Raw genomic sequence first — 16799 nt, forward strand, 5'->3', positions numbered from 1 at the left:
TATGGATTGGTCCCAGCTTCGACAGATTTCGGAATTGAAGTTTCGCCAAAGCGAACAAGCTATGTCAAAACTCAAGGTGCGCGAGACATCTTTGCGGTCAGAACTGGCGCGGCTCCAGAGCCTCGCTCAGGAGACTCACGCTCAACCAGCGTCAGATTCAGAATTGCGTGCAATCGGAGCAGACATCATTTGGCTAAAGTGGATAGAAAACAGCCGCAGGAAACTGAATATTGAGCTGGCACAAGTGCTTGCACTAAAGGAAGACATCGCAGCACGGCACCGGAAAACCAACGGGGAAAAACTGGTGACCGAGGCTCTGTCAGAAAAACAGAGATTGGGCCGACAACGGCTTCGCAGGGAACGTACGCTCAATCAGGCGATAGAAACGTCGCTTACTCAATCAGCTTTTAGTAGTCTTGACGCGCAATCTCGACGATAAGAACGTCCGAGATTTGATCACCCATATCTTTGGTCGCGACTTCACGCAATGCTCCACGTATCACAGCCAGATTATTTGCATCGGTAAAGGCACCATCAAAGCCACCGACATTGGCATGATCAAAAAGGACTTGGAGAAAGGAATCCCTCAGTTTCGGTTCATGCGAGTAGATCGCGTCTTTCTGCCCGGCCGGCACCTCAAGACTGAGCGACATCACCACCAATGAGCGCACTGCGCCATCTCGGAGAACTGGCACAACAAACTGATTGTTCATCTTAACGTACTCGCGATCTGCCAAGTCTTCCATGGTATCGGCAACATCCGACCGCTCCACAGGTTCGTTGACTTCTGTGGAGATAACAGGTTCGGGTACCGGCCTTAAAAGAATGCCCGCACCGACACCCGCACCTGCGCCAACAGCCAGAAAGATCAATGGAACTAGTTTCTTCAACTGATCACTCCTAAAATGGCAGGACAGCATCCAGGACTTGCTGACCTATTCTTGGCTGTTGAACATCTGTGATTTGACCGCGTCCGCCATAGGACACACGTGCTTGGGCAATCTTGTCATAGGTAATTTCATTCTTGCGCGAGATATCTGCAGGACGAACGTATCCCGACACGAGAAGTTCGCGCATCTCGAAGTTTACACGCAGCTCTTGAGAACCGGAAATTGACAAGATTCCGTTTGGCAGGACGTCAACGACAGTTGCTGCAACGCGAAGGGTCAACTTCTCTTTGCGTTTTACGGATCCATCGCCGCTCGATCCGGAACTGGATTTGATCGAAACAAAGTCAGATGCAGATGCCCCTTCCGGAAGCTTTTCGTCCAGCCTTTGGGGCAGCCCTGCCAACTGGGGCACTTGCAGGCTTTCTGTGCCGCTACGGGACCGGTCGGTTTCGTTCGAGATTTCCGCGCGTTCGTCAATTTCGATGACAACCGTCATGATGTCCCCCCGCTGAACCGCCCGTCGGTCACCCAAAAGCGAAGACCGTTGGCCACTCCAAAGAGACGCCCGGTCCACCGGACCGACTTCTTCCACTGTCAACGGCAAGCTGGCCGATACCATGGCTGAGTGCTCACGTGTCTCCAATGGGTTTGAGAAACTGGGTGGCTTACCGAGATGATCGCCTCGCCCACACGCAGACACCAAAAGGCAAAGCGCAGCGTTGAAGCATTGCTGGGTTAGTTTTCTGTTCATCAAAATACTCATCGGGTCACTTTCACAGAGCCGTCTTCTTGTACAAAACCGAACAAGCTCGATCGGGAACTCAAATTCATTACGCGCACACGATCACCGACACCGCCGCGCTCAAGGGCGCGGCCTTCGGTTGCAATTGACAGCCCGCCCGCATTGAAAAACAAAGGTACAATCTGATTTCGGTTCACTATTGCAGGCGCGCCGATTGCATCGAACGGAATTGGGCGGCCCGCATAGAGTGCCGTCCTTGCCTCTTGTCCAATAACATCCGCAACGTGTTCGAACATGCCCGCTTCCGCTTCGTTGAGAACTGTCAAGTCTGCCGCAGAAATCAGTGTTCCCGGTCGCAAGGTTCTGGTTGGGACCACGGTGTCAGCGGAAGCCGATGCTGCCACGAGGCAAGATATGATCAGCGCTCGCATCATCGGACTTGCGTCATCGCACCCATCATTTGATCGGCGGCCGAAATCACTTTGGAGTTCATCTCATATCCACGTTGCGCGGCAATCAGTTCGGTAATCTCGCGGACTGCATCAACCGAACTTTCTTCAAGATACCCCTGGCGCAGTGTTCCGAGCCCATCAAGACCGGGCGTTGTGACGATTGGCGGCCCAGATGCATCGGTTTCAGCAAACAAATTACTGCCAAGCGCCTCCAATCCCTTGGGATTAGAAAATCCCGTCAGATCAAATTGGCCAATCAACTGGCCTGCCGCAGCATCCGTAAAGTAGGCATAGACCTCACCATCACCGTTAATCGAGATGCTACGCGCATCTTCGGGCACCACAATCTCGGGCGCAACAGCATAGCCATCAGATGTTACGATAAGGCCTTCGCCCGTTCGTTTCAGCGCGCCATCACGGGTGTAGGCAGTTTGCCCCGACGGCAAGGTCACTTCAAAGTAACCATTGCCGTCAATGGCCAGATCGAGATCACCTCCGGTTGCGGCAAGCGAACCCTGTGCCAAGTGTACCGACACCGCAGCAGGGCGTACGCCCAGCCCCAATTGGACGCCAGTTGGCAAAACCGTACCGTCTGATGCATTGATAGCGCCGGGCCTGGTCATTTGCTGGTAATGCAGATCGGCAAACTCGGCGCGCCGGGCATTATATCCGGTGGTACTCATGTTCGCGAGGTTGTTGGATATCGTTTCCACCCGCATTTGCTGGGCCAACATGCCTGTCGCGGCAATTTTTAGAGCGCGCATTGAAGTCTCCTCAGTTGGATTTCAACATGGCATCCATCGCACGACGGACCCGTTCATCTTCGGAATTGAGAAAGTTTTGACCCATCTCGTAGGCGCGTTGAATTTCAATCATCCGCGCCAGTTGACCAATCGGATCAACGTTGGATTCCTCGATGAAACCTTGTATAATTCGCGCCGTGTCCGATGGTTCGAACCCCGCGTCAGAGCGGAACATCACCCCGCCTTCACGAACAAGTTCGGTTCGATCTACAGCGTCAAAAAGCCCAATCTGACCAACAAACGTTCCATCGGCGCTGATCGATCCGTCTGGCGACACTGACAGTGACTTTGCTCCGGGAGGAACAAAAACGGGCGCACCGCCAGCATCCAATACGGGGTACCCTTCAGGCGTCACCAGATCGCCTTGTCCATTTGGTGAAAAGCCGCCTGCGCGCGTAACCCGTTCCCCGTTGGGCGTCTGGATCAGAAAAAAGCCGTCACCCTCGATTGCGAAATCGTATGTTCCACCGGTTTCCGTCAGCGTTCCCTGGACAAAAGATGTTTCCCGGACATTGCCATGGCCCATCGACAAGGATGGTCCTCCCTGCATGCTCTGCACATATTCGGAAAAGACCATGCCTTCTTGGCGGTAGCCGGTGGTTGCACTGTTTGCGATGTTGTTCGCAACAATTTGCATTTCGCGCATCAAGCCGGACTGGCGAGTGAGGGTAATGTAACCGGTGTTGTCCATGTCAACCTCCGATGATCAGCGGGATGATCCGGCTTTGGAAAAAAGATACGAGAGTCTGCGTCATGAAACCCATAGACAACCAGAAAACGACGACAATGGCGGCCAGCTTTGGCACAAAAGTGAGTGTCATTTCCTGAATGGACGTGAGCGCTTGAACCAAACCGATGGAGACCCCGGCCACCAAGGCGACCGTCAAAATCGGCATGGAGACCAAGACAGCAATCCACAACCCCTGGCGCAATGTGTCGAAGAAAAGGACTTCATTCAGCATGTCAAACAGGCATCCTCAGGATTTCCTGATAAGCCTCGACGACCTTGTTTCTTACGGTGACAGCGGTTTCAACGGCAAGCTCGGTCTGCGCGAGGGCCTGTACCAGCGCATGTGGATCCGCCTGACCAACCATTGCCTCCTTCGCGACCTGCTCTCCCTGTGCGAGTGTCTGCGCGAAATCCATGGCCACTTTGCCAAAAACGCTGCCACCGTCGCCTTGACTAGGCTGTGTCGCTGGTCGAAGTGCTGCATAGTTCTGAACTGCCGATAGTGCTGCGGTTTCCATTCTGGATCTCCTTCATAGATGCGCGCATTCAGCGGCGCAGTAACTGCATCAAGCTGGACGACATCTGCCGCGTCTGCTCGAACATTTTCAGATTTGCCTCGTAGCTGCGCTGGGCTTCACGCGCATCAGCCAACTCGATCAACAGGTCGACATTGGACCCTTCGTAGTGGCCAGATTCATCTGCCATCGGGTGCCCCGGATCGTAGATACGCGCGAGCGGCCGATTGTCGATGGACATACGCCCAACCTCAACGTTACTGACACCCTGACCCGCATCGAAAGCTGTGCGAAACGGTATCGTTTTGCGTCTGTATCCCGGTGTATCTGCGTTCGAGATGTTCTCTGATAGATGACGCAAGCGGGATGCCTGCGCCTTCAAGCCACTGGCAGATACCGATAGGGATTTTGCAAATTCACTCATTTGAACTTCCTTACTGACGTCCCAAACTCGACCGAAGGATGTTGAGTGCGGATTTGTAGATTGCGAGAGATCTGTCATGTTGCCGTTTGGCTTCGGTCGCCCGCAGCATCTCTGTTTCAAGTGACACTGTGTTTCCATCTGGCGAAGCAAACGTTCGATCTTGCTCCGTCATTACTTCAGCGTTGTTTGATGGGCTCCCGTTCATGTGAGAGAGCCGCGTTGCACGCTGCGAGAAAGCCGACGCGTCGACGGGCGCATAAACATCAATGAAACTGGGTAGATCACGTGCTACGTAGCCAGGTGTGTCGGCATTCGCGACATTTTGCGCGATCACTGCCTGTCTTTGACCAGCGTGCATCGCCATGGCTTGAGCTGACTCGAAAACGGCCAGATTTTGAAACATCGGGGCTTCTCCCTCGTGTGATTTCAATCAACGCTTAACTCTGATTCCCTAAGAAACTGTGTGCAAACAACAGGAGGTCCCGATGCGCCAAGCTTTGCGATTGCAAATGCTGCAAGAGCAGCTCGCAGAAATTAAGGTCACGTATCCGATTGGTCGGATCGGTGGGGCAGTTGGAAATGTGCTGACAGTGTCCGGCTTGAATGAGTGTGCAAGAATCGGTGATCGCGTGTTGGTCGCACGACGGTCTGGTGATCCTCTGCCCGCCGAGGTTGTTCAGTTGTCCCAAGCTTCGGTCACAGTTATGCCAGACGGTCCTTTTGAGGGCGTGGCACTTGGTGATCGAGTAACTGTCGATACACAAAACAAGATTGCACCGCATGATAGCTGGCTCGGTCGCATTGTCGATCCGAACGGCAATCCGCTGGATGGCAAGCCTCTTACCCGCGGGCTCGCTCCGCGCGCACTGAAGAACGAGCCACCAGCTGCAGCGTCTCGTCGGGCATTCGGCCCCCGATTGGACACCGGGCACGTTGTATTCGACACAATGCTACCGATCGTTCGCGGGCAAAGGATAGGTCTCTTTGCTGGTTCAGGCGTTGGTAAATCGAGCCTTATGGGAAAGTTGGCTCAAAGAATATCAGCAGACGTTGTTGTCATTGCCATGATCGGTGAGCGTGGCCGTGAAGTACGCCAATTTGTTGATGATGTTCTAGGCCCCGAAGGCTTATCACGTTCAGTTGTTGTCACCGCGACGTCCGATCAGTCCCCTTTGCTCAGGCGTCGATGCGCCTGGACCGCCATGGCAGTTGCCGAGCATTTTCGCGACGAAGGAAAGTCAGTTTTGCTTTTGGCGGATTCTGTCACGCGCTTCGCAGAAGCACATCGCGAGGTTGCTGTTGCGGCCGGAGAAGCACCAGTTCTGCGTGGGTTTCCTGCTTCAATCTCGCATCTGATCATGTCGCTGTGCGAACGCGCGGGGCCGGGCGGACCAGATCAAGGCGACATAACAGCGGTGTTCAGCGTTCTGGTCGCTGGTTCAGACATGGATGAACCAATTGCTGACATACTGCGCGGTGTGTTGGACGGGCATGTCGTTTTGGATCGTGCAATTGCTGAACGGGGGCACTTTCCTGCAATTGACGTTCTGCAATCTGTCTCACGGAGTTTGCCAGGCGCCGCTTCTGATGCAGAGAATGAAACAATCACACAAGTTCGAAAACTCATGAGCGTTTATGCGCAGAATCAAGTGATGATAAGCGCGGGTCTCTACACGCAGGGCGCGGATGGCGACATAGACGCAGCGCTTCAGGCATGGCCACACTTAGACGAAGCGATGACACTGATGCATAACAAGGGGTGCGCACATAGCTTCGATCAACTTAAACTGGCTTTGCGCCGTAGCGGTTGTATTGTCCCCAAAGGGAATTCTGGCCGCTAGTCGATGCGATCAATTGGTTGCGCTCAAAAACCTCATTTCGTTTCACCACGCGACCCGATTTACAAAGATGCGAGGTGAGCCGAATGGCCGTCGGGCCTAGACACTCAAGAGCGTGAGAGCAATTGATGCGCCCGACGCACCGCTGCCAATCTGGGCCAGTTGTGATCGCGCCAGGTATGTCGTCACCAACCGATCAAGTGTTTCCGTTTCAGCGAAATCTGCAGGGTCGCTGACGCCCAAAATACGTTCGGACCGTTCTTGAAACACGGACAATTGCTGATCGATGTCCGCCTGGCCAAATGCTTGAGGCAGTCCCAAAGCTGTTTCGAAGAGGGTCCTGAGGGGCGGTTGCCCCATGATGCCAAACCACTTTGATGCATCAGAGCCACTTCCTGTCACGACATCCGGGAGTGTCCGCTCCGCGTACAAAGCGATACGCATCGATTCATCTTGGTTGCCAGTTTCTATTTCAAAGCTGTTCGCTTGATACTTGGCAATAATCTCTTCTGAAAAACCGGGCCGCAACGCGCCCCGAACCTCCCCTGGCCCCAACCCGAATGCCTCAGAAAAATCACGATAACGACGGTCGGTGAACCGATTCGCCAAGGCGTCTTGGGCCGTTGTGCCGTCGCCTAGCATCTTCTGGATGAAGTAAGTGTTGTTGATATCTTCGGACAGGCCAAAGGCGCCGAGCGCCACGGTCAACAATTGTCGATCCGCCACCAATTCATCTGCAGTTGTTACCGATGATATTTTGTCTGCAAAATGATCCGTATCACGTTGCAACAGCGTGGATTGACTGAACGCTGAAAGCTGCTGTTCATAGGTGCGCTTTAGAAACTGCCACCCGGCCAAACCGGACGATATCAATACAGGTTGGTACATTGTCTAATGGCTTGCGGCCAGCAGCCGCTCCTCTCGGGGAAGCAGTGAGCGAAGAGCCTTGAGGCAACGATAGTGATCGTCCTGAACCAACGCGTGGGACGCAATATCAAGGTGCTTGCGACTATCAGCATCGACAAAAACCTGGCTCAGTTCTTCTATGTTGCGAAGAAGTGGATAGCGGGCCTCATCCTTGTCAGCATCGCCTGAGAGTACGAGTTGAACCGTGTAGCAAACGCGCTTGACGGGCGTTTTTGCACTTTCCGGATGAATTGCGTCCCGCAAGCGCAGGATGTTTGCGCCAGGTGTCAAAATGGCGATCCGGCTGCGCCGGTCTCCGTTTTCGATTACTGCCCCGTTGATCAACACACGCTCTTTGGGACTCAGTTTTAAGATTAGGCCACTCATGCTATCGGCCCCTCCTGCTTGAGGCCGCGCAGAACCGCCATGTTGATCTCAAGAAGTGGCAGAACCGACGCTTTCTTTCTCAGAATGCGGCGCGTGTGATGCCGCGTAAATTCGGCCAAGTACACAATTCTTGCCTTGAGTTCTGCTGGCAAAGGGTTTTGATCATCGACCACATCAACAACCAGAGCCGTCCAAAGGCGTTGGTTTGTATGCAGCGCGTCGGCATATGCAGCATAGTTGGTTTTTGCGTCCATGGCGCGATCACGCAGTTGCTGCGTAACTTTCGCGATGACTTCGTATTCAGATCTACGTCCACTTTTTGTTGACGTCGCATGTTCAGTATAGCCCTTCAGGGCTTGGGACATCGCATTCAAAGGTTTCACCTGCTCAAAAAAAGGAATGGAGGAGGCCTAACTTGCGCCGGCCTCCCCCCTTTGGACTTAACGGAACAGCGACAAGATGGACTGTGGCGCCTGGTTCGCGATGGAAAGCGATTGCACACCAAGCTGCTGCTGCGTCTGCAATGCCTGCAAACGCGCCGACACTTCTTCCATATCCGCGTCGACCAACGAACCAATACCTGACTTGAACGAGTCCGTTAGACTGCTGACAAAGTCTGATTGGGTTTCGATACGGTTTTGAACAGTACCAAAGGCAGCAGCCGCGCTGATCGATTGCCCGATAAGGCCATCGATTGCGGTCAGCGCAGACGCAGCTCCCGAATCGGACGTCACATCAAGCGTGGCCAGAGCACCAAGCCCACCGGAAGATGCGGTCGAACCCGCGGTACCACCGTTCTGGAACACGGCACCGACATCAACGTCCCCCGCCGTTGCGCCTGTCGAGAATGTCAGCGTGCCAGCATCGACGTCCACATTTACACTGTATCCATCGGCGCCATCGGTAGCGGCATCAAAGAAAGCACTTAGCTGATTGGCCAGTCCATTGATGACATCCGCTTGGCCATCTTCAGCGCTGGCAACAAACTGGAAATCGCGACGTCCAGTTGCCGAGCTTCCGTCCGCCGTGTTGATTGACAACCCATCCAACGTCAGTTGGTAGCTATTTCCTGCGGAAACGGCGCCAAAGCTCACCGTGACACTGCCACCGCCTGCTACAGTCTCAGACGAGACAGGATCAGTCGCGGCGGCTGCGAAACCAGTGTTTGCCGCGCCAACCTGAACAGCCGCGTTCGCCAAAGGTTGAGTCGATACACCTGTACCAAACGACTGTGCGGTCGCAGGTGTAGTTGTCGACAAGTTCTGGCGAACGACGTCAATTTGCCCTGCAGTCACAGCGCCGGAGTTGTCCCGGTTCAACGATGACAAGATCTGAACGTCGTCCGTGCTCGTGCCATCGATCAGGTTCAAGCCATTGAACTGGGCAGCGGAAACAACTGACCCAATCTGTTCGGTCAGCGATTCGATATCCTGTTGGATAGCGCCCCGATCAACGTTTTCCTCCTGTGCTGCAACGATCCGACCTTTCATTTGGTTCAACAGATCCGTAATTGACTCTGCAGCGTTAGCAGCAGTGGCGACGGTGCTTTCGCCCAAGGAGAGGCTTTCCGACACAGCTTTGAAGCCAGCCACATCGGACTCCATCACTTTCGAGATGGCCCAGACGGCGGAATTGTCCTTTGCGCTCGAAACCGACTTACCTGTCGAAATTTCATTTTGCGTCATCGCAAGATTTTTGTTGATGCCCTTCAGGGTCTGCAGCGCAACCATTGCGCTATTGTTCGTAAGAATGCTCGACATGTGCATTTCCTTTTGTCACGGCGCTTTGCGCCCTGGTTTACGTCCCGCCCCCCGATGGGACGGCCAAACTGCCGTTCTGACAAATGCACACCCCTTCACGGGGGAATGCGCCACTTGAAACCAAGTGCGCGGTCACCATGAAGGTGATTTACCTAACGGATCCCTAAAGCTGGAATTTTGAAAACCGCAGATTTAAATTAATCCTGCTCAAGCCTTTTTTTCCAAATTATGGCAAACACTTATGGTCACATTTCTACGTCGGCCAAGTGAGTCGTACGTTTCAAGCGACTCACGAACTTGTCTGACTGCAGACAATCGCCGCGAAACGGATCGCACACCATCCGCAGCCGATTCCAAAAGGCTTTGATTTCGTTCCAGCTTGTTTCGCAGTTTTGTCATTGTCTTGGCATTCGAAGACTCCGATCCCCCAACAAATTCAAGCAAACGCGTTTTCTGATCTAACAGCCTGCCCACGTCATCGAGCTTGCCCTCCAGAACGGCGGCCTTCTCTGCATCAAGTAGATCTTCCAATTCCTCTAGCGCACCTTGATATTCATTCATCTTCATTGCTTCGCTCCTTTAGTGACTCAAACAGCGCTTCGGCCAACCCGATGCCACCAGCCTCAACCATTTTTTCCGCTTGGGCTTGTACTAGAAATGAAGAAAACTGATCTTCGCCCGCGCCGCCTCCGAACGAATCACGGCTTTCTCCAAGCCCGGCCGACTTCAACATCTCGGCAAGGAATGCCGCTTCAAGTTTCTGCGCGGCAACGCGCAAGGACGTGTCGCGGTGATCAACTGGCGACTGAGAACTTAAAGATAACGACGGGGTGATCATTGGCGTTCCTTAGAATTGAATGGATTTTCCCAAGCCTGACAGATCAGCGGTAAAGAACCGGTAACTATGGATGGTCCAATGTGCACGAAACGTGGAAGAATCCCGGAGAAACGCGTGCAGCTCATTCAAACGCTCAGTACGAGCCCGACCGCCGACCCAATGCCAACAAGTCAATCGGCATCAAAACACACCGCTGACTCACCTTTCGAATTGGCAATGCGAGAGAACCCAGGCGAGGCAACAGAGCGGGACGACCGTGACACTGACGCACAGGCCGAAGCTGAAAATGTATTGGATTCGGGCAGCCCCGATTCATATGCGGAGCATGAATCCGGTGCCAAGAGCGACAAGAATAGCTTAGCCGAACAAACGGGTCGAGGCGCAGTCGCTTACAACACTGACGCGTCTGAGACACACGGCGACGCTACGCAAGTATCAAACAAAACAACGTCCGGGCCTTCTGAAGGTCATGCAAATGTGGCAAGTGGTGATCAGTCGCATACCCCTTCAGCACAGAGAAAGCCAGCGTCGCCAATGTCGGCGATGATTCAGGGGCTTTCACAGAATGATCCAACATCTGGTGCAACGCTCGACCGCCGGACCATTGAGAATGCTGAGAACGCAAAGTCGATCCTTGGCATCTCCGCTGTTTCTGAGAGTAACGGCGCCAGACACTCCTCAATAAAAAATGATAGCCTGCTGGATCTCACATCCACGACCAGCACCATACCGAGTGGCTCTGTTCGCGAGGCGGGGCAACCGAGTTTGCAAGGTCACTCGACATCGCAGAACACGCCAAACACATCTTTGGAACTTAAATCGCATCACATACGTCCATCAGATTCGACGGAAACGATGCAGGCGCACGGAGCCAAAACCACAAGCAAGCAGTCAGAACTCTTGCATGCCGCCCAACCCGCCAGCCCGTCGAGCGGACTGTTGGTTACGGAAAAAACGAAGACCGCCACGCGGCACGCAGCAAATGAGACGACTGGCGACTCGTCAGATCTGGCGACAACATCAGGTAAGAAAACATTGGCGCCAATTGGGCGCCCTGAGACCTTAGATCAGACACTTGTCGCAACGGTAAGAACGGTTAATCCGAATTCGGTCCCGCAGAACAACTCGAAAAACGTTCAACCGGCGGTGACCATCGGAACATTGATCCAAGATCAATCACAACAACCTTCGACTACCATCGAAACGTCGAATCACAACGACGAGGTTTTCTGGGAAACCCGTCTGCCGAGCACCGGGCAAACGGCCAAAGCAGCATCTGCCCTCCAGCGCGTGGAATTGCCACAGCACGTTTCGCAGTCCGTTGCGGAGGCTTTCAAAAAGTCTCCTGACAAACCAATAGAAATTGCACTCAACCCGGCAGAACTCGGCCGTGTTCGAATGATCATGTCGACGAGTGAAACCGGAATCACGGTGACCATTGGGGCTGATCGCGGAGATACGTTGGATCTGATGCGGCGTAACATCGATGACCTTGGAAAATCACTGAGCGATCTCGGCTTCGAGGATGTATCCTTCGCCTTTGATCAAAGACGACAGCACGCCGAGCCATCAGAACAGTCAAACGACGCCGACCCAATTGCTGTTGATGAAACAGCGGCGCCACAGCAAACACTCACCCCTCTCGCGCGTACCTCATCATTGGCGTCGACTGGCATAGACATGAGGCTCTGATCATGGACGTTACGCAAACAACTGGCCAGGCACAGGTCGCCAACACGTCCACCCCCAACGTCGATTCATCCGGAGTACTAAGCTCGGATTTTGAAGTGTTTCTCAAGATGCTGACCGCACAGGCCAAGTACCAGGACCCTCTTGAACCGCTTGATTCATCCGAATACGCGGCACAATTGGCCCAGTTTTCGATGGTCGAACAGCAAGTCATGACGAACGATCTGGTGAAAGAAATGATTGCGGCGCTTGGCGCCAATGACATTTCCGGCGCTGCGAATTGGATTGGCATGGAAGCGCTGGTTCATGGCCCTGTTAAATTCGACGGCGAGGCGATCACAATAGCTCCCAATCCGCCTGTAGCTGCAGATTCCGTGACCTTGGTCATCAAAGACGAGCAAGGCAACGAGGTCGCCCGCCGCAGCATGCCAGTCAGCGCCGAAGCGTATGTCTGGGACGGTCTCGACGCAGATGGAACGGCTCTTCCCCACGGCGAATACTCGTTCCAGATTGAAAGCGCAGCGAAGGGAGAGGTCCTGTTGACGGAATCGGCACTGACCTACAACCGCGTGACCGAAGCGCGTATCGACAGTGGGTCAACCCTTTTGGTACTTGAAAGCGGATACATGGTGCGCGCCAACGATGTCTCGGGGCTTCGAGAAGCGTCTTAAGGCAACGCATCATTCAAACCAAAGCCTGCATAGACCGGGGGCATCAAAAGGCGGCGAAAGCGCCCAAGTGGAAAACGGGAAGCGGCGTTAGACATGACACTTGGGTAGCGGTCAGGTTCTTGACCACTTGCTAAGGCCGCCAAGGCATAGCCAGTATACGTACCCATCGCGACACCGTTGCCATGGTATGCAAAACCGGTCAGCACACCAGGCATTCCTGGGACTGGCCCAACATAAGGCACGCGATCCCGGCTCAGACAGACAAGACCCGACCACGCATGAGTTACATCAACATGCGACCATGTCGGAAACATGGAACGGAAATCGCGCACCACTTTTGAACGCGCAGCCTTTTCCGCCTTCGGACCAGAGAGTAACCCGCCTCGCATTCCAAACAGAAACCTCCGATCCGGCATAAGCCTAAAGTAATGAAGCAGATGCCGTGTATCATAGCACATCTGATCGCTGCTCCATCCTTGATCCTGCAGCTCCGCTGCGGTCAATGGGCGCGTTACTATGACAGTTGACTGTGCCGGCATGTAACGCGCGGCCATCCACGGCAGAGTATCTTCGCTCGAATAGCCATTAGTCGCGACGACAATTTGCTCAGCACGGACAACACCTTCCGGAGTTTTCACTGTGCCAGATGTGACGTTCAGCGCAGGACTGTTGTCGTAAATCGCAACGCCGAGCCTGAGACACGCTTTGATCAGGCCATCTAAGTACTTGCGAGGGTTCAAGCCAAATCCGATGGGGATTGTGAGGGCACCATGAAAGGGTCCTGACAAACCAGCCGATGCCAATTCCGACGGAGGCAGCACATCAGGCTCAACGCCATAGTTCTCATAGATTGAAGCCGCTTCTTCTTTGAGTTGCTCAAAGGCACGCGGCTTGTGGGCAAGACATGTTTCGCCGTGCGAGTGCCGATCCACATCAATCGAAAGACTGTTGATTAGCGTCTCAACCAACTCGACTGCAAAACGTTCTGTTTTCCGCCACTCATGACGCGCAGCATGACTGTATTGCCTGTCCAGTGCCGCATCCGAGCTCATGCTGCCCCCAAGGCAACAAAACCCGCCATTGCGGCCCGACGCACCCCAGCCGGCAGAGTTAGCGTCCAGAACAATGACTTTCGCACCCCGCTGGGCCAGGTGTAGCGCCGCCGATAAACCTGTGAATCCAGCACCCACTATCGCAACGTCGCATTTTGTATCCCGCGCCAAAGCTGGTCGGACGCTTGTTTTTACCGTCTCATCCCACCAGCACCCGTCACGAGGTCCATTCCCATAGGTGTACTGCGGGAATATCCGCGTCATACGGCACGCACAGCGGCCTGTTCGTCCCGTTTGGCCCGCACAGCCGCTTGTTTCGACGCCAATGAGGCGGCGATAACCCCCAACGTCACAAGACCAATCAGTATGCTGCTCAGGGCATTGATCTCGGGGCTGACCCCCAGCCTAACGGATGACCATATCTTCATAGGAAGCGTCGTGGCAGACGGTCCCGAAGTGAACGACGCGATAACCAGGTCATCCAGGCTGAGTGTGAATGCCAGAAGCCAACCAGAGACCACTGCGGGTGCAATGATGGGCAGCGTGACGAGGCGAAACGCATCCCAGGGTGACGCGCCAAGGTCCAGCGCAGCCTCTTCAAGTGACTTGTCGAAACTAACCAATCGCGACGAGACAACCACAGACACAAAGCACATTGAAAACGTTGTATGAGCAAGAACGATGGTGAACACACCCCGGTCCAGACCAATCCCAATGAACAACAGCAGCAAGGAAAGCCCGGTAATGACTTCCGGCATCACCAATGGCGCATAAATCATCCCGGAGAACAGCGTTCGTCCAAAGAAGCGCCCGCCGCGCACCAGCACATAGGCTGCCATTGTGCCAAGTATCGTGGCGATAGTCGAAGAAATGACCGCCACGCGCAACGTCACCCATGCAGCGTCCAAAAAGGCCTCGTTCGACAGCAGTTCACCGTACCATTTGGTCGAAAATCCGGCCCACACTGTAACCAGTTTCGATGCGTTGAAACTGTAGATCACAAGGATCAGCATCGGCACATAAAGAAAAACAAAACCAAGCGTCAGCGATACGACATTGAAGGAGGACAGGCGATTCATCCCTCCGCCTCCACCTGTTTCTGCTCGTTCCGCTGGAACAAGACGATCGGAATGATCAGGATCAGCAGCAAGATGACGGCTACGGCGGACGCCACCGGCCAATCACGGTTCGAGAAGAACTCTTCAAAGAGAACCTTGCCAATCATTAGGGTGCCGGACCCACCCAGCAGCGACGGGATCACAAACTCGCCCAGCGCTGGGATAAAGACCAGGAAGCAACCCGCGATGATCCCATTCCGGGACAGCGGTATTGTCACAAGCCAGAACGCCTTGATCCGCGAGCAGCCCAAATCCTCAGCCGCTTCGATCAATGAACCGTCCAGCCGGTCAAGCGCCGAATAGATAGGCAAGATCATGAACGGCAGATAGGTGTAGACGATGCCAATATAAACGGCTGTATTGGTATTCAAGATCGTGAGCGGCGCGTCGACGATTCCGATCCACATCAGGAATTGGTTTAAAAATCCTTCGCCGGACAGGATGCCAACCCATGCGTAGACTCGGATGAGGAATGACGTCCAAAACGGCAAGATCACCAGCATCAACAAGGTGGGACGCCACTGTTCCGGCGCACGAGCCATGGCGTAGGCCATCGGATAGCCAACCAACAGCGTCAAAACTGTTGAAATTAGAGCAATCTGAAGCGAGCTGACGTAAGCTTTCCAATACAGATCATCTTCGGTCAGAAAGATGAAGTTTTCAAAGTCCAACTGGGACAGCATGTTCCAGATGCCATCCTTGGCCGTTGGCGTGTACGGCGGAATGGCCAGCGCGATATCTGACAACGAAATCTTGAAGACCACGGCAAACGGAATCAGGAAGAGCGCCAGAAGCCAGGCGTAAGGGACCGCTATGAGGACTGCCCGTCTCATTCCGCGAGCAACACCCCAGCAGTTTTGGTCCAACTCACCCAAACGGGATCTTCCCACGTGAAATTCCGGCGCGAAACACGCCGCGTGTTGGCAACCTGGGCCTTGATGATGTCGCCCGTGGGCAGTCCGACGTGATAGGTTGACAGGTTCCCGAGATAGGCAATGTCCAACACCTTGCCCTGCAAGGCGTTGTCGGCGTCAGGCTTATCTTTATGGATCGACACTTTCTCCGGTCGTATCGCCAGATGGCAGTCCTGCCCATCCGAGAACGGGCGTCCACTCACTGCTGTCACCGATGTGGATCCCGCCGCTTCGATAACTTCATATGTGTCATCGCCAATGGGCTTGGCCGCACCATGCAGGATGTTCACATCCCCAATGAAATCCGCCACATAAACACTGTCCGGCGCCTCATAGATGCGCTCGGGCGTTGCGACCTGCATCACCCGGCCTTCATCCATGACAGCCACGCGGCTGGCGACAGTCATCGCTTCTTCCTGATCGTGGGTCACGATCACAAACGTGGTGCCCGTCTTTTCCTGAATGTCCATCAGCTCGAACTGCGTGGCCTCGCGCAGCTTGGCGTCCAATGCACCAAGTGGTTCGTCCAGCAACAACAGTTTCGGCGCCTTCGCAAGTGACCGCGCAAGCGCCACGCGTTGACGTTGGCCCCCGGAAATCTGATGCGGTTTCCGACGCGCGAACTTTTCAAGGCGGGTCAGCTTGAGCATCTCTTCGACCCGCGCGGCAATGGCCGCCTTGTCCTTGCTCTCGCGCCGTAGACCAAAGGCGATGTTGTCCCAGACCGACAGGTGTGGGAACAGCGCATAGGATTGGAACATCATGTTCACGGCGCGCTTGTTCGCAGGCACACCGGCGATGTCCTGCCCGGCCAGTTCAATCGCACCTTCGGAAGGGTTTTCGAAACCCGCCAACATCCGCATCATCGTCGTCTTCCCACAGCCCGAAGGACCCAAAAGGGCAAAGAACTCGCGTTCAAAGATGTCGAGGGTCAGATCGTCAATCGCTGTGAAATCGCCAAAGCGTTTTGTGACATTACGAAACCGGATCAACGGTTTCTCGTTCGGGTCGTCCCAGGGGGCGAAAACAGTCTCTGCCAAGGGGAATTCCGTTCAATAGAAAATGGGCGC

Annotated in this window: 23 protein-coding genes; 4 read left to right on the forward strand and 19 right to left on the reverse strand. The window is 54.3% G+C overall.

Features of this window, described 5'->3' with window-relative positions:
* Window position 1: 1 nt before the first annotated feature.
* A complete protein-coding gene (locus tag IE087_RS00720) occupies window positions 2-439 on the forward strand; it encodes a hypothetical protein (RefSeq protein ID WP_189367014.1) in 438 nt (145 codons plus the stop codon).
* Here IE087_RS00720 and IE087_RS00725 read toward each other — a convergent pair.
* Genes IE087_RS00725 through IE087_RS00765 form a run of 9 tightly spaced genes read right to left on the reverse strand, consistent with a single transcriptional unit; the run spans window position 408 to window position 4959 of the window.
* Window positions 408-872, reverse strand: a complete 465-nt coding sequence (locus IE087_RS00725) for a flagellar basal body-associated FliL family protein (protein WP_308425412.1) — start codon at window positions 870-872, stop codon at window positions 408-410. The two genes, IE087_RS00720 and IE087_RS00725, sit on opposite strands and share 32 nt — an antisense overlap.
* Before the next feature lie 28 nt (window positions 873-900).
* Window positions 901-1641 (reverse strand): flagellar basal body L-ring protein FlgH, encoded by a 741-nt coding sequence (gene flgH, locus IE087_RS00730; RefSeq protein ID WP_189367016.1) that lies wholly within the window; start codon window positions 1639-1641, stop codon window positions 901-903.
* A gap of 8 nt (window positions 1642-1649) precedes the next feature.
* The gene (flgA, locus tag IE087_RS00735; protein WP_189367017.1) at window positions 1650-2066 is read right to left on the reverse strand and encodes a flagellar basal body P-ring formation chaperone FlgA; all 417 of its coding nucleotides are present in this window, start codon (window positions 2064-2066) and stop codon (window positions 1650-1652) included.
* Window positions 2063-2848, reverse strand: a complete 786-nt coding sequence (flgG, locus tag IE087_RS00740; protein ID WP_189367018.1) for a flagellar basal-body rod protein FlgG — start codon at window positions 2846-2848, stop codon at window positions 2063-2065. Before flgG ends, flgA begins: the two co-directional genes overlap by 4 nt.
* A 10-nt stretch (window positions 2849-2858) precedes the next feature.
* A complete protein-coding gene (locus IE087_RS00745; protein WP_189367019.1) occupies window positions 2859-3578 on the reverse strand; it encodes a flagellar hook-basal body complex protein in 720 nt (239 codons plus the stop codon).
* Window position 3579: 1 nt separating this feature from the next.
* On the reverse strand, window positions 3580-3849 hold the full coding sequence (locus tag IE087_RS00750) for a flagellar biosynthetic protein FliQ (protein WP_189367020.1): 270 nt from the start codon (window positions 3847-3849) through the stop codon (window positions 3580-3582).
* Between the two features lies 1 nt (window position 3850).
* On the reverse strand, window positions 3851-4135 hold the full coding sequence (gene fliE, locus IE087_RS00755) for a flagellar hook-basal body complex protein FliE (RefSeq protein WP_189367021.1): 285 nt from the start codon (window positions 4133-4135) through the stop codon (window positions 3851-3853).
* 28 nt (window positions 4136-4163) lie between these two features.
* Window positions 4164-4556, reverse strand: coding sequence for a flagellar basal body rod protein FlgC (gene flgC, locus IE087_RS00760; RefSeq protein WP_189367022.1), 393 nt, complete (start codon window positions 4554-4556; stop codon window positions 4164-4166).
* Between the two features lie 10 nt (window positions 4557-4566).
* Window positions 4567-4959 carry a FlgB family protein gene (locus IE087_RS00765; protein ID WP_189367023.1) on the reverse strand — a complete coding sequence of 131 codons (393 nt, stop codon included), beginning with the start codon at window positions 4957-4959 and terminating at the stop codon, window positions 4567-4569.
* A gap of 82 nt (window positions 4960-5041) precedes the next feature.
* On the opposite strand from IE087_RS00765, the gene IE087_RS00770 reads away from it, so the two are divergent.
* Window positions 5042-6397, forward strand: coding sequence for a FliI/YscN family ATPase (locus tag IE087_RS00770; RefSeq protein ID WP_189367024.1), 1356 nt, complete (start codon window positions 5042-5044; stop codon window positions 6395-6397).
* A 96-nt stretch (window positions 6398-6493) separates the two neighbouring features.
* Here the strand turns inward: IE087_RS00770 and IE087_RS00775 are convergent, their stop codons facing one another.
* The 6 genes from IE087_RS00775 to IE087_RS00800 all read right to left on the reverse strand — a co-directional run bounded on the left by IE087_RS00775 (window position 6494) and on the right by IE087_RS00800 (window position 10285).
* Window positions 6494-7282, reverse strand: coding sequence for a DUF1217 domain-containing protein (locus IE087_RS00775; RefSeq protein WP_189367025.1), 789 nt, complete (start codon window positions 7280-7282; stop codon window positions 6494-6496).
* A gap of 3 nt (window positions 7283-7285) precedes the next feature.
* Window positions 7286-7687 (reverse strand): flagellar biosynthesis repressor FlbT, encoded by a 402-nt coding sequence (gene flbT, locus IE087_RS00780; protein ID WP_189367026.1) that lies wholly within the window; start codon window positions 7685-7687, stop codon window positions 7286-7288.
* Window positions 7684-8052, reverse strand: coding sequence for a flagellar biosynthesis regulator FlaF (flaF, locus tag IE087_RS00785; RefSeq protein ID WP_189367027.1), 369 nt, complete (start codon window positions 8050-8052; stop codon window positions 7684-7686). Before flaF ends, flbT begins: the two co-directional genes overlap by 4 nt.
* 75 nt (window positions 8053-8127) lie before the next feature.
* Window positions 8128-9447, reverse strand: a complete 1320-nt coding sequence (locus IE087_RS00790) for a flagellin N-terminal helical domain-containing protein (RefSeq protein WP_189367028.1) — start codon at window positions 9445-9447, stop codon at window positions 8128-8130.
* A 207-nt stretch (window positions 9448-9654) separates the two neighbouring features.
* The gene (locus IE087_RS00795) at window positions 9655-10014 is read right to left on the reverse strand and encodes a flagellar biosynthesis protein FlgN (RefSeq protein WP_189367029.1); all 360 of its coding nucleotides are present in this window, start codon (window positions 10012-10014) and stop codon (window positions 9655-9657) included.
* Entirely contained in the window at window positions 10001-10285 is a 285-nt protein-coding gene (locus tag IE087_RS00800; RefSeq protein WP_189367030.1) for a rod-binding protein, read from the reverse strand. Before IE087_RS00800 ends, IE087_RS00795 begins: the two co-directional genes overlap by 14 nt.
* 114 nt (window positions 10286-10399) lie before the next feature.
* Between IE087_RS00800 and IE087_RS00805 the strand changes: the two genes are divergently transcribed.
* Window positions 10400-11977 (forward strand): flagellar hook-length control protein FliK, encoded by a 1578-nt coding sequence (locus IE087_RS00805; protein WP_189367031.1) that lies wholly within the window; start codon window positions 10400-10402, stop codon window positions 11975-11977.
* Between the two features lie 2 nt (window positions 11978-11979).
* Complete coding sequence (locus IE087_RS00810) at window positions 11980-12645, forward strand: FlgD immunoglobulin-like domain containing protein (RefSeq protein ID WP_189367032.1); 666 nt, start codon at window positions 11980-11982, stop codon at window positions 12643-12645.
* Here IE087_RS00810 and IE087_RS00815 read toward each other — a convergent pair.
* Genes IE087_RS00815 through IE087_RS00830 form a run of 4 tightly spaced genes read right to left on the reverse strand, consistent with a single transcriptional unit; the run spans window position 12642 to window position 16769 of the window.
* Window positions 12642-13961 (reverse strand): NAD(P)/FAD-dependent oxidoreductase, encoded by a 1320-nt coding sequence (locus tag IE087_RS00815; RefSeq protein ID WP_189367033.1) that lies wholly within the window; start codon window positions 13959-13961, stop codon window positions 12642-12644. The genes IE087_RS00810 and IE087_RS00815 overlap by 4 nt on opposite strands.
* Complete coding sequence (locus IE087_RS00820; RefSeq protein ID WP_189367034.1) at window positions 13958-14776, reverse strand: ABC transporter permease; 819 nt, start codon at window positions 14774-14776, stop codon at window positions 13958-13960. The genes IE087_RS00815 and IE087_RS00820 overlap by 4 nt, the downstream gene beginning before the upstream one ends.
* Window positions 14773-15648 carry an ABC transporter permease subunit gene (locus IE087_RS00825; protein ID WP_189367035.1) on the reverse strand — a complete coding sequence of 292 codons (876 nt, stop codon included), beginning with the start codon at window positions 15646-15648 and terminating at the stop codon, window positions 14773-14775. Before IE087_RS00825 ends, IE087_RS00820 begins: the two co-directional genes overlap by 4 nt.
* Window positions 15645-16769 carry an ABC transporter ATP-binding protein gene (locus tag IE087_RS00830; protein WP_189367036.1) on the reverse strand — a complete coding sequence of 375 codons (1125 nt, stop codon included), beginning with the start codon at window positions 16767-16769 and terminating at the stop codon, window positions 15645-15647. The genes IE087_RS00825 and IE087_RS00830 overlap by 4 nt, the downstream gene beginning before the upstream one ends.
* Window positions 16770-16799 lie beyond the last annotated feature (30 nt).

Source organism: Tateyamaria omphalii, assembly GCF_014651375.1.
Lineage (GTDB): Bacteria > Pseudomonadota > Alphaproteobacteria > Rhodobacterales > Rhodobacteraceae > Tateyamaria > Tateyamaria omphalii.

Bases quoted from the DNA above. Each gene is read 5' to 3' on its own strand.
- IE087_RS00720 (WP_189367014.1), top strand. From the start codon at position 2: ATGGATTGGTCCCAGCTTCGACAGATTTCGGAATTGAAGTTTCGCCAA.
- flgH (WP_189367016.1), bottom strand. From the start codon at position 1,641: ATGAACAGAAAACTAACCCAGCAATGCTTCAACGCTGCGCTTTGCCTT.
- flgA (WP_189367017.1), bottom strand. From the start codon at position 2,066: ATGATGCGAGCGCTGATCATATCTTGCCTCGTGGCAGCATCGGCTTCC.
- flgG (WP_189367018.1), bottom strand. From the start codon at position 2,848: ATGCGCGCTCTAAAAATTGCCGCGACAGGCATGTTGGCCCAGCAAATG.
- IE087_RS00745 (WP_189367019.1), bottom strand. From the start codon at position 3,578: ATGGACAACACCGGTTACATTACCCTCACTCGCCAGTCCGGCTTGATG.
- IE087_RS00750 (WP_189367020.1), bottom strand. From the start codon at position 3,849: ATGCTGAATGAAGTCCTTTTCTTCGACACATTGCGCCAGGGGTTGTGG.
- fliE (WP_189367021.1), bottom strand. From the start codon at position 4,135: ATGGAAACCGCAGCACTATCGGCAGTTCAGAACTATGCAGCACTTCGA.
- flgC (WP_189367022.1), bottom strand. From the start codon at position 4,556: ATGAGTGAATTTGCAAAATCCCTATCGGTATCTGCCAGTGGCTTGAAG.
- IE087_RS00765 (WP_189367023.1), bottom strand. From the start codon at position 4,959: ATGTTTCAAAATCTGGCCGTTTTCGAGTCAGCTCAAGCCATGGCGATG.
- IE087_RS00770 (WP_189367024.1), top strand. From the start codon at position 5,042: ATGCGCCAAGCTTTGCGATTGCAAATGCTGCAAGAGCAGCTCGCAGAA.
- IE087_RS00775 (WP_189367025.1), bottom strand. From the start codon at position 7,282: ATGTACCAACCTGTATTGATATCGTCCGGTTTGGCCGGGTGGCAGTTT.
- flbT (WP_189367026.1), bottom strand. From the start codon at position 7,687: ATGAGTGGCCTAATCTTAAAACTGAGTCCCAAAGAGCGTGTGTTGATC.
- flaF (WP_189367027.1), bottom strand. From the start codon at position 8,052: ATGTCCCAAGCCCTGAAGGGCTATACTGAACATGCGACGTCAACAAAA.
- IE087_RS00790 (WP_189367028.1), bottom strand. From the start codon at position 9,447: ATGTCGAGCATTCTTACGAACAATAGCGCAATGGTTGCGCTGCAGACC.
- IE087_RS00795 (WP_189367029.1), bottom strand. From the start codon at position 10,014: ATGAAGATGAATGAATATCAAGGTGCGCTAGAGGAATTGGAAGATCTA.
- IE087_RS00800 (WP_189367030.1), bottom strand. From the start codon at position 10,285: ATGATCACCCCGTCGTTATCTTTAAGTTCTCAGTCGCCAGTTGATCAC.
- IE087_RS00810 (WP_189367032.1), top strand. From the start codon at position 11,980: ATGGACGTTACGCAAACAACTGGCCAGGCACAGGTCGCCAACACGTCC.
- IE087_RS00815 (WP_189367033.1), bottom strand. From the start codon at position 13,961: ATGACGCGGATATTCCCGCAGTACACCTATGGGAATGGACCTCGTGAC.
- IE087_RS00820 (WP_189367034.1), bottom strand. From the start codon at position 14,776: ATGAATCGCCTGTCCTCCTTCAATGTCGTATCGCTGACGCTTGGTTTT.
- IE087_RS00825 (WP_189367035.1), bottom strand. From the start codon at position 15,648: ATGAGACGGGCAGTCCTCATAGCGGTCCCTTACGCCTGGCTTCTGGCG.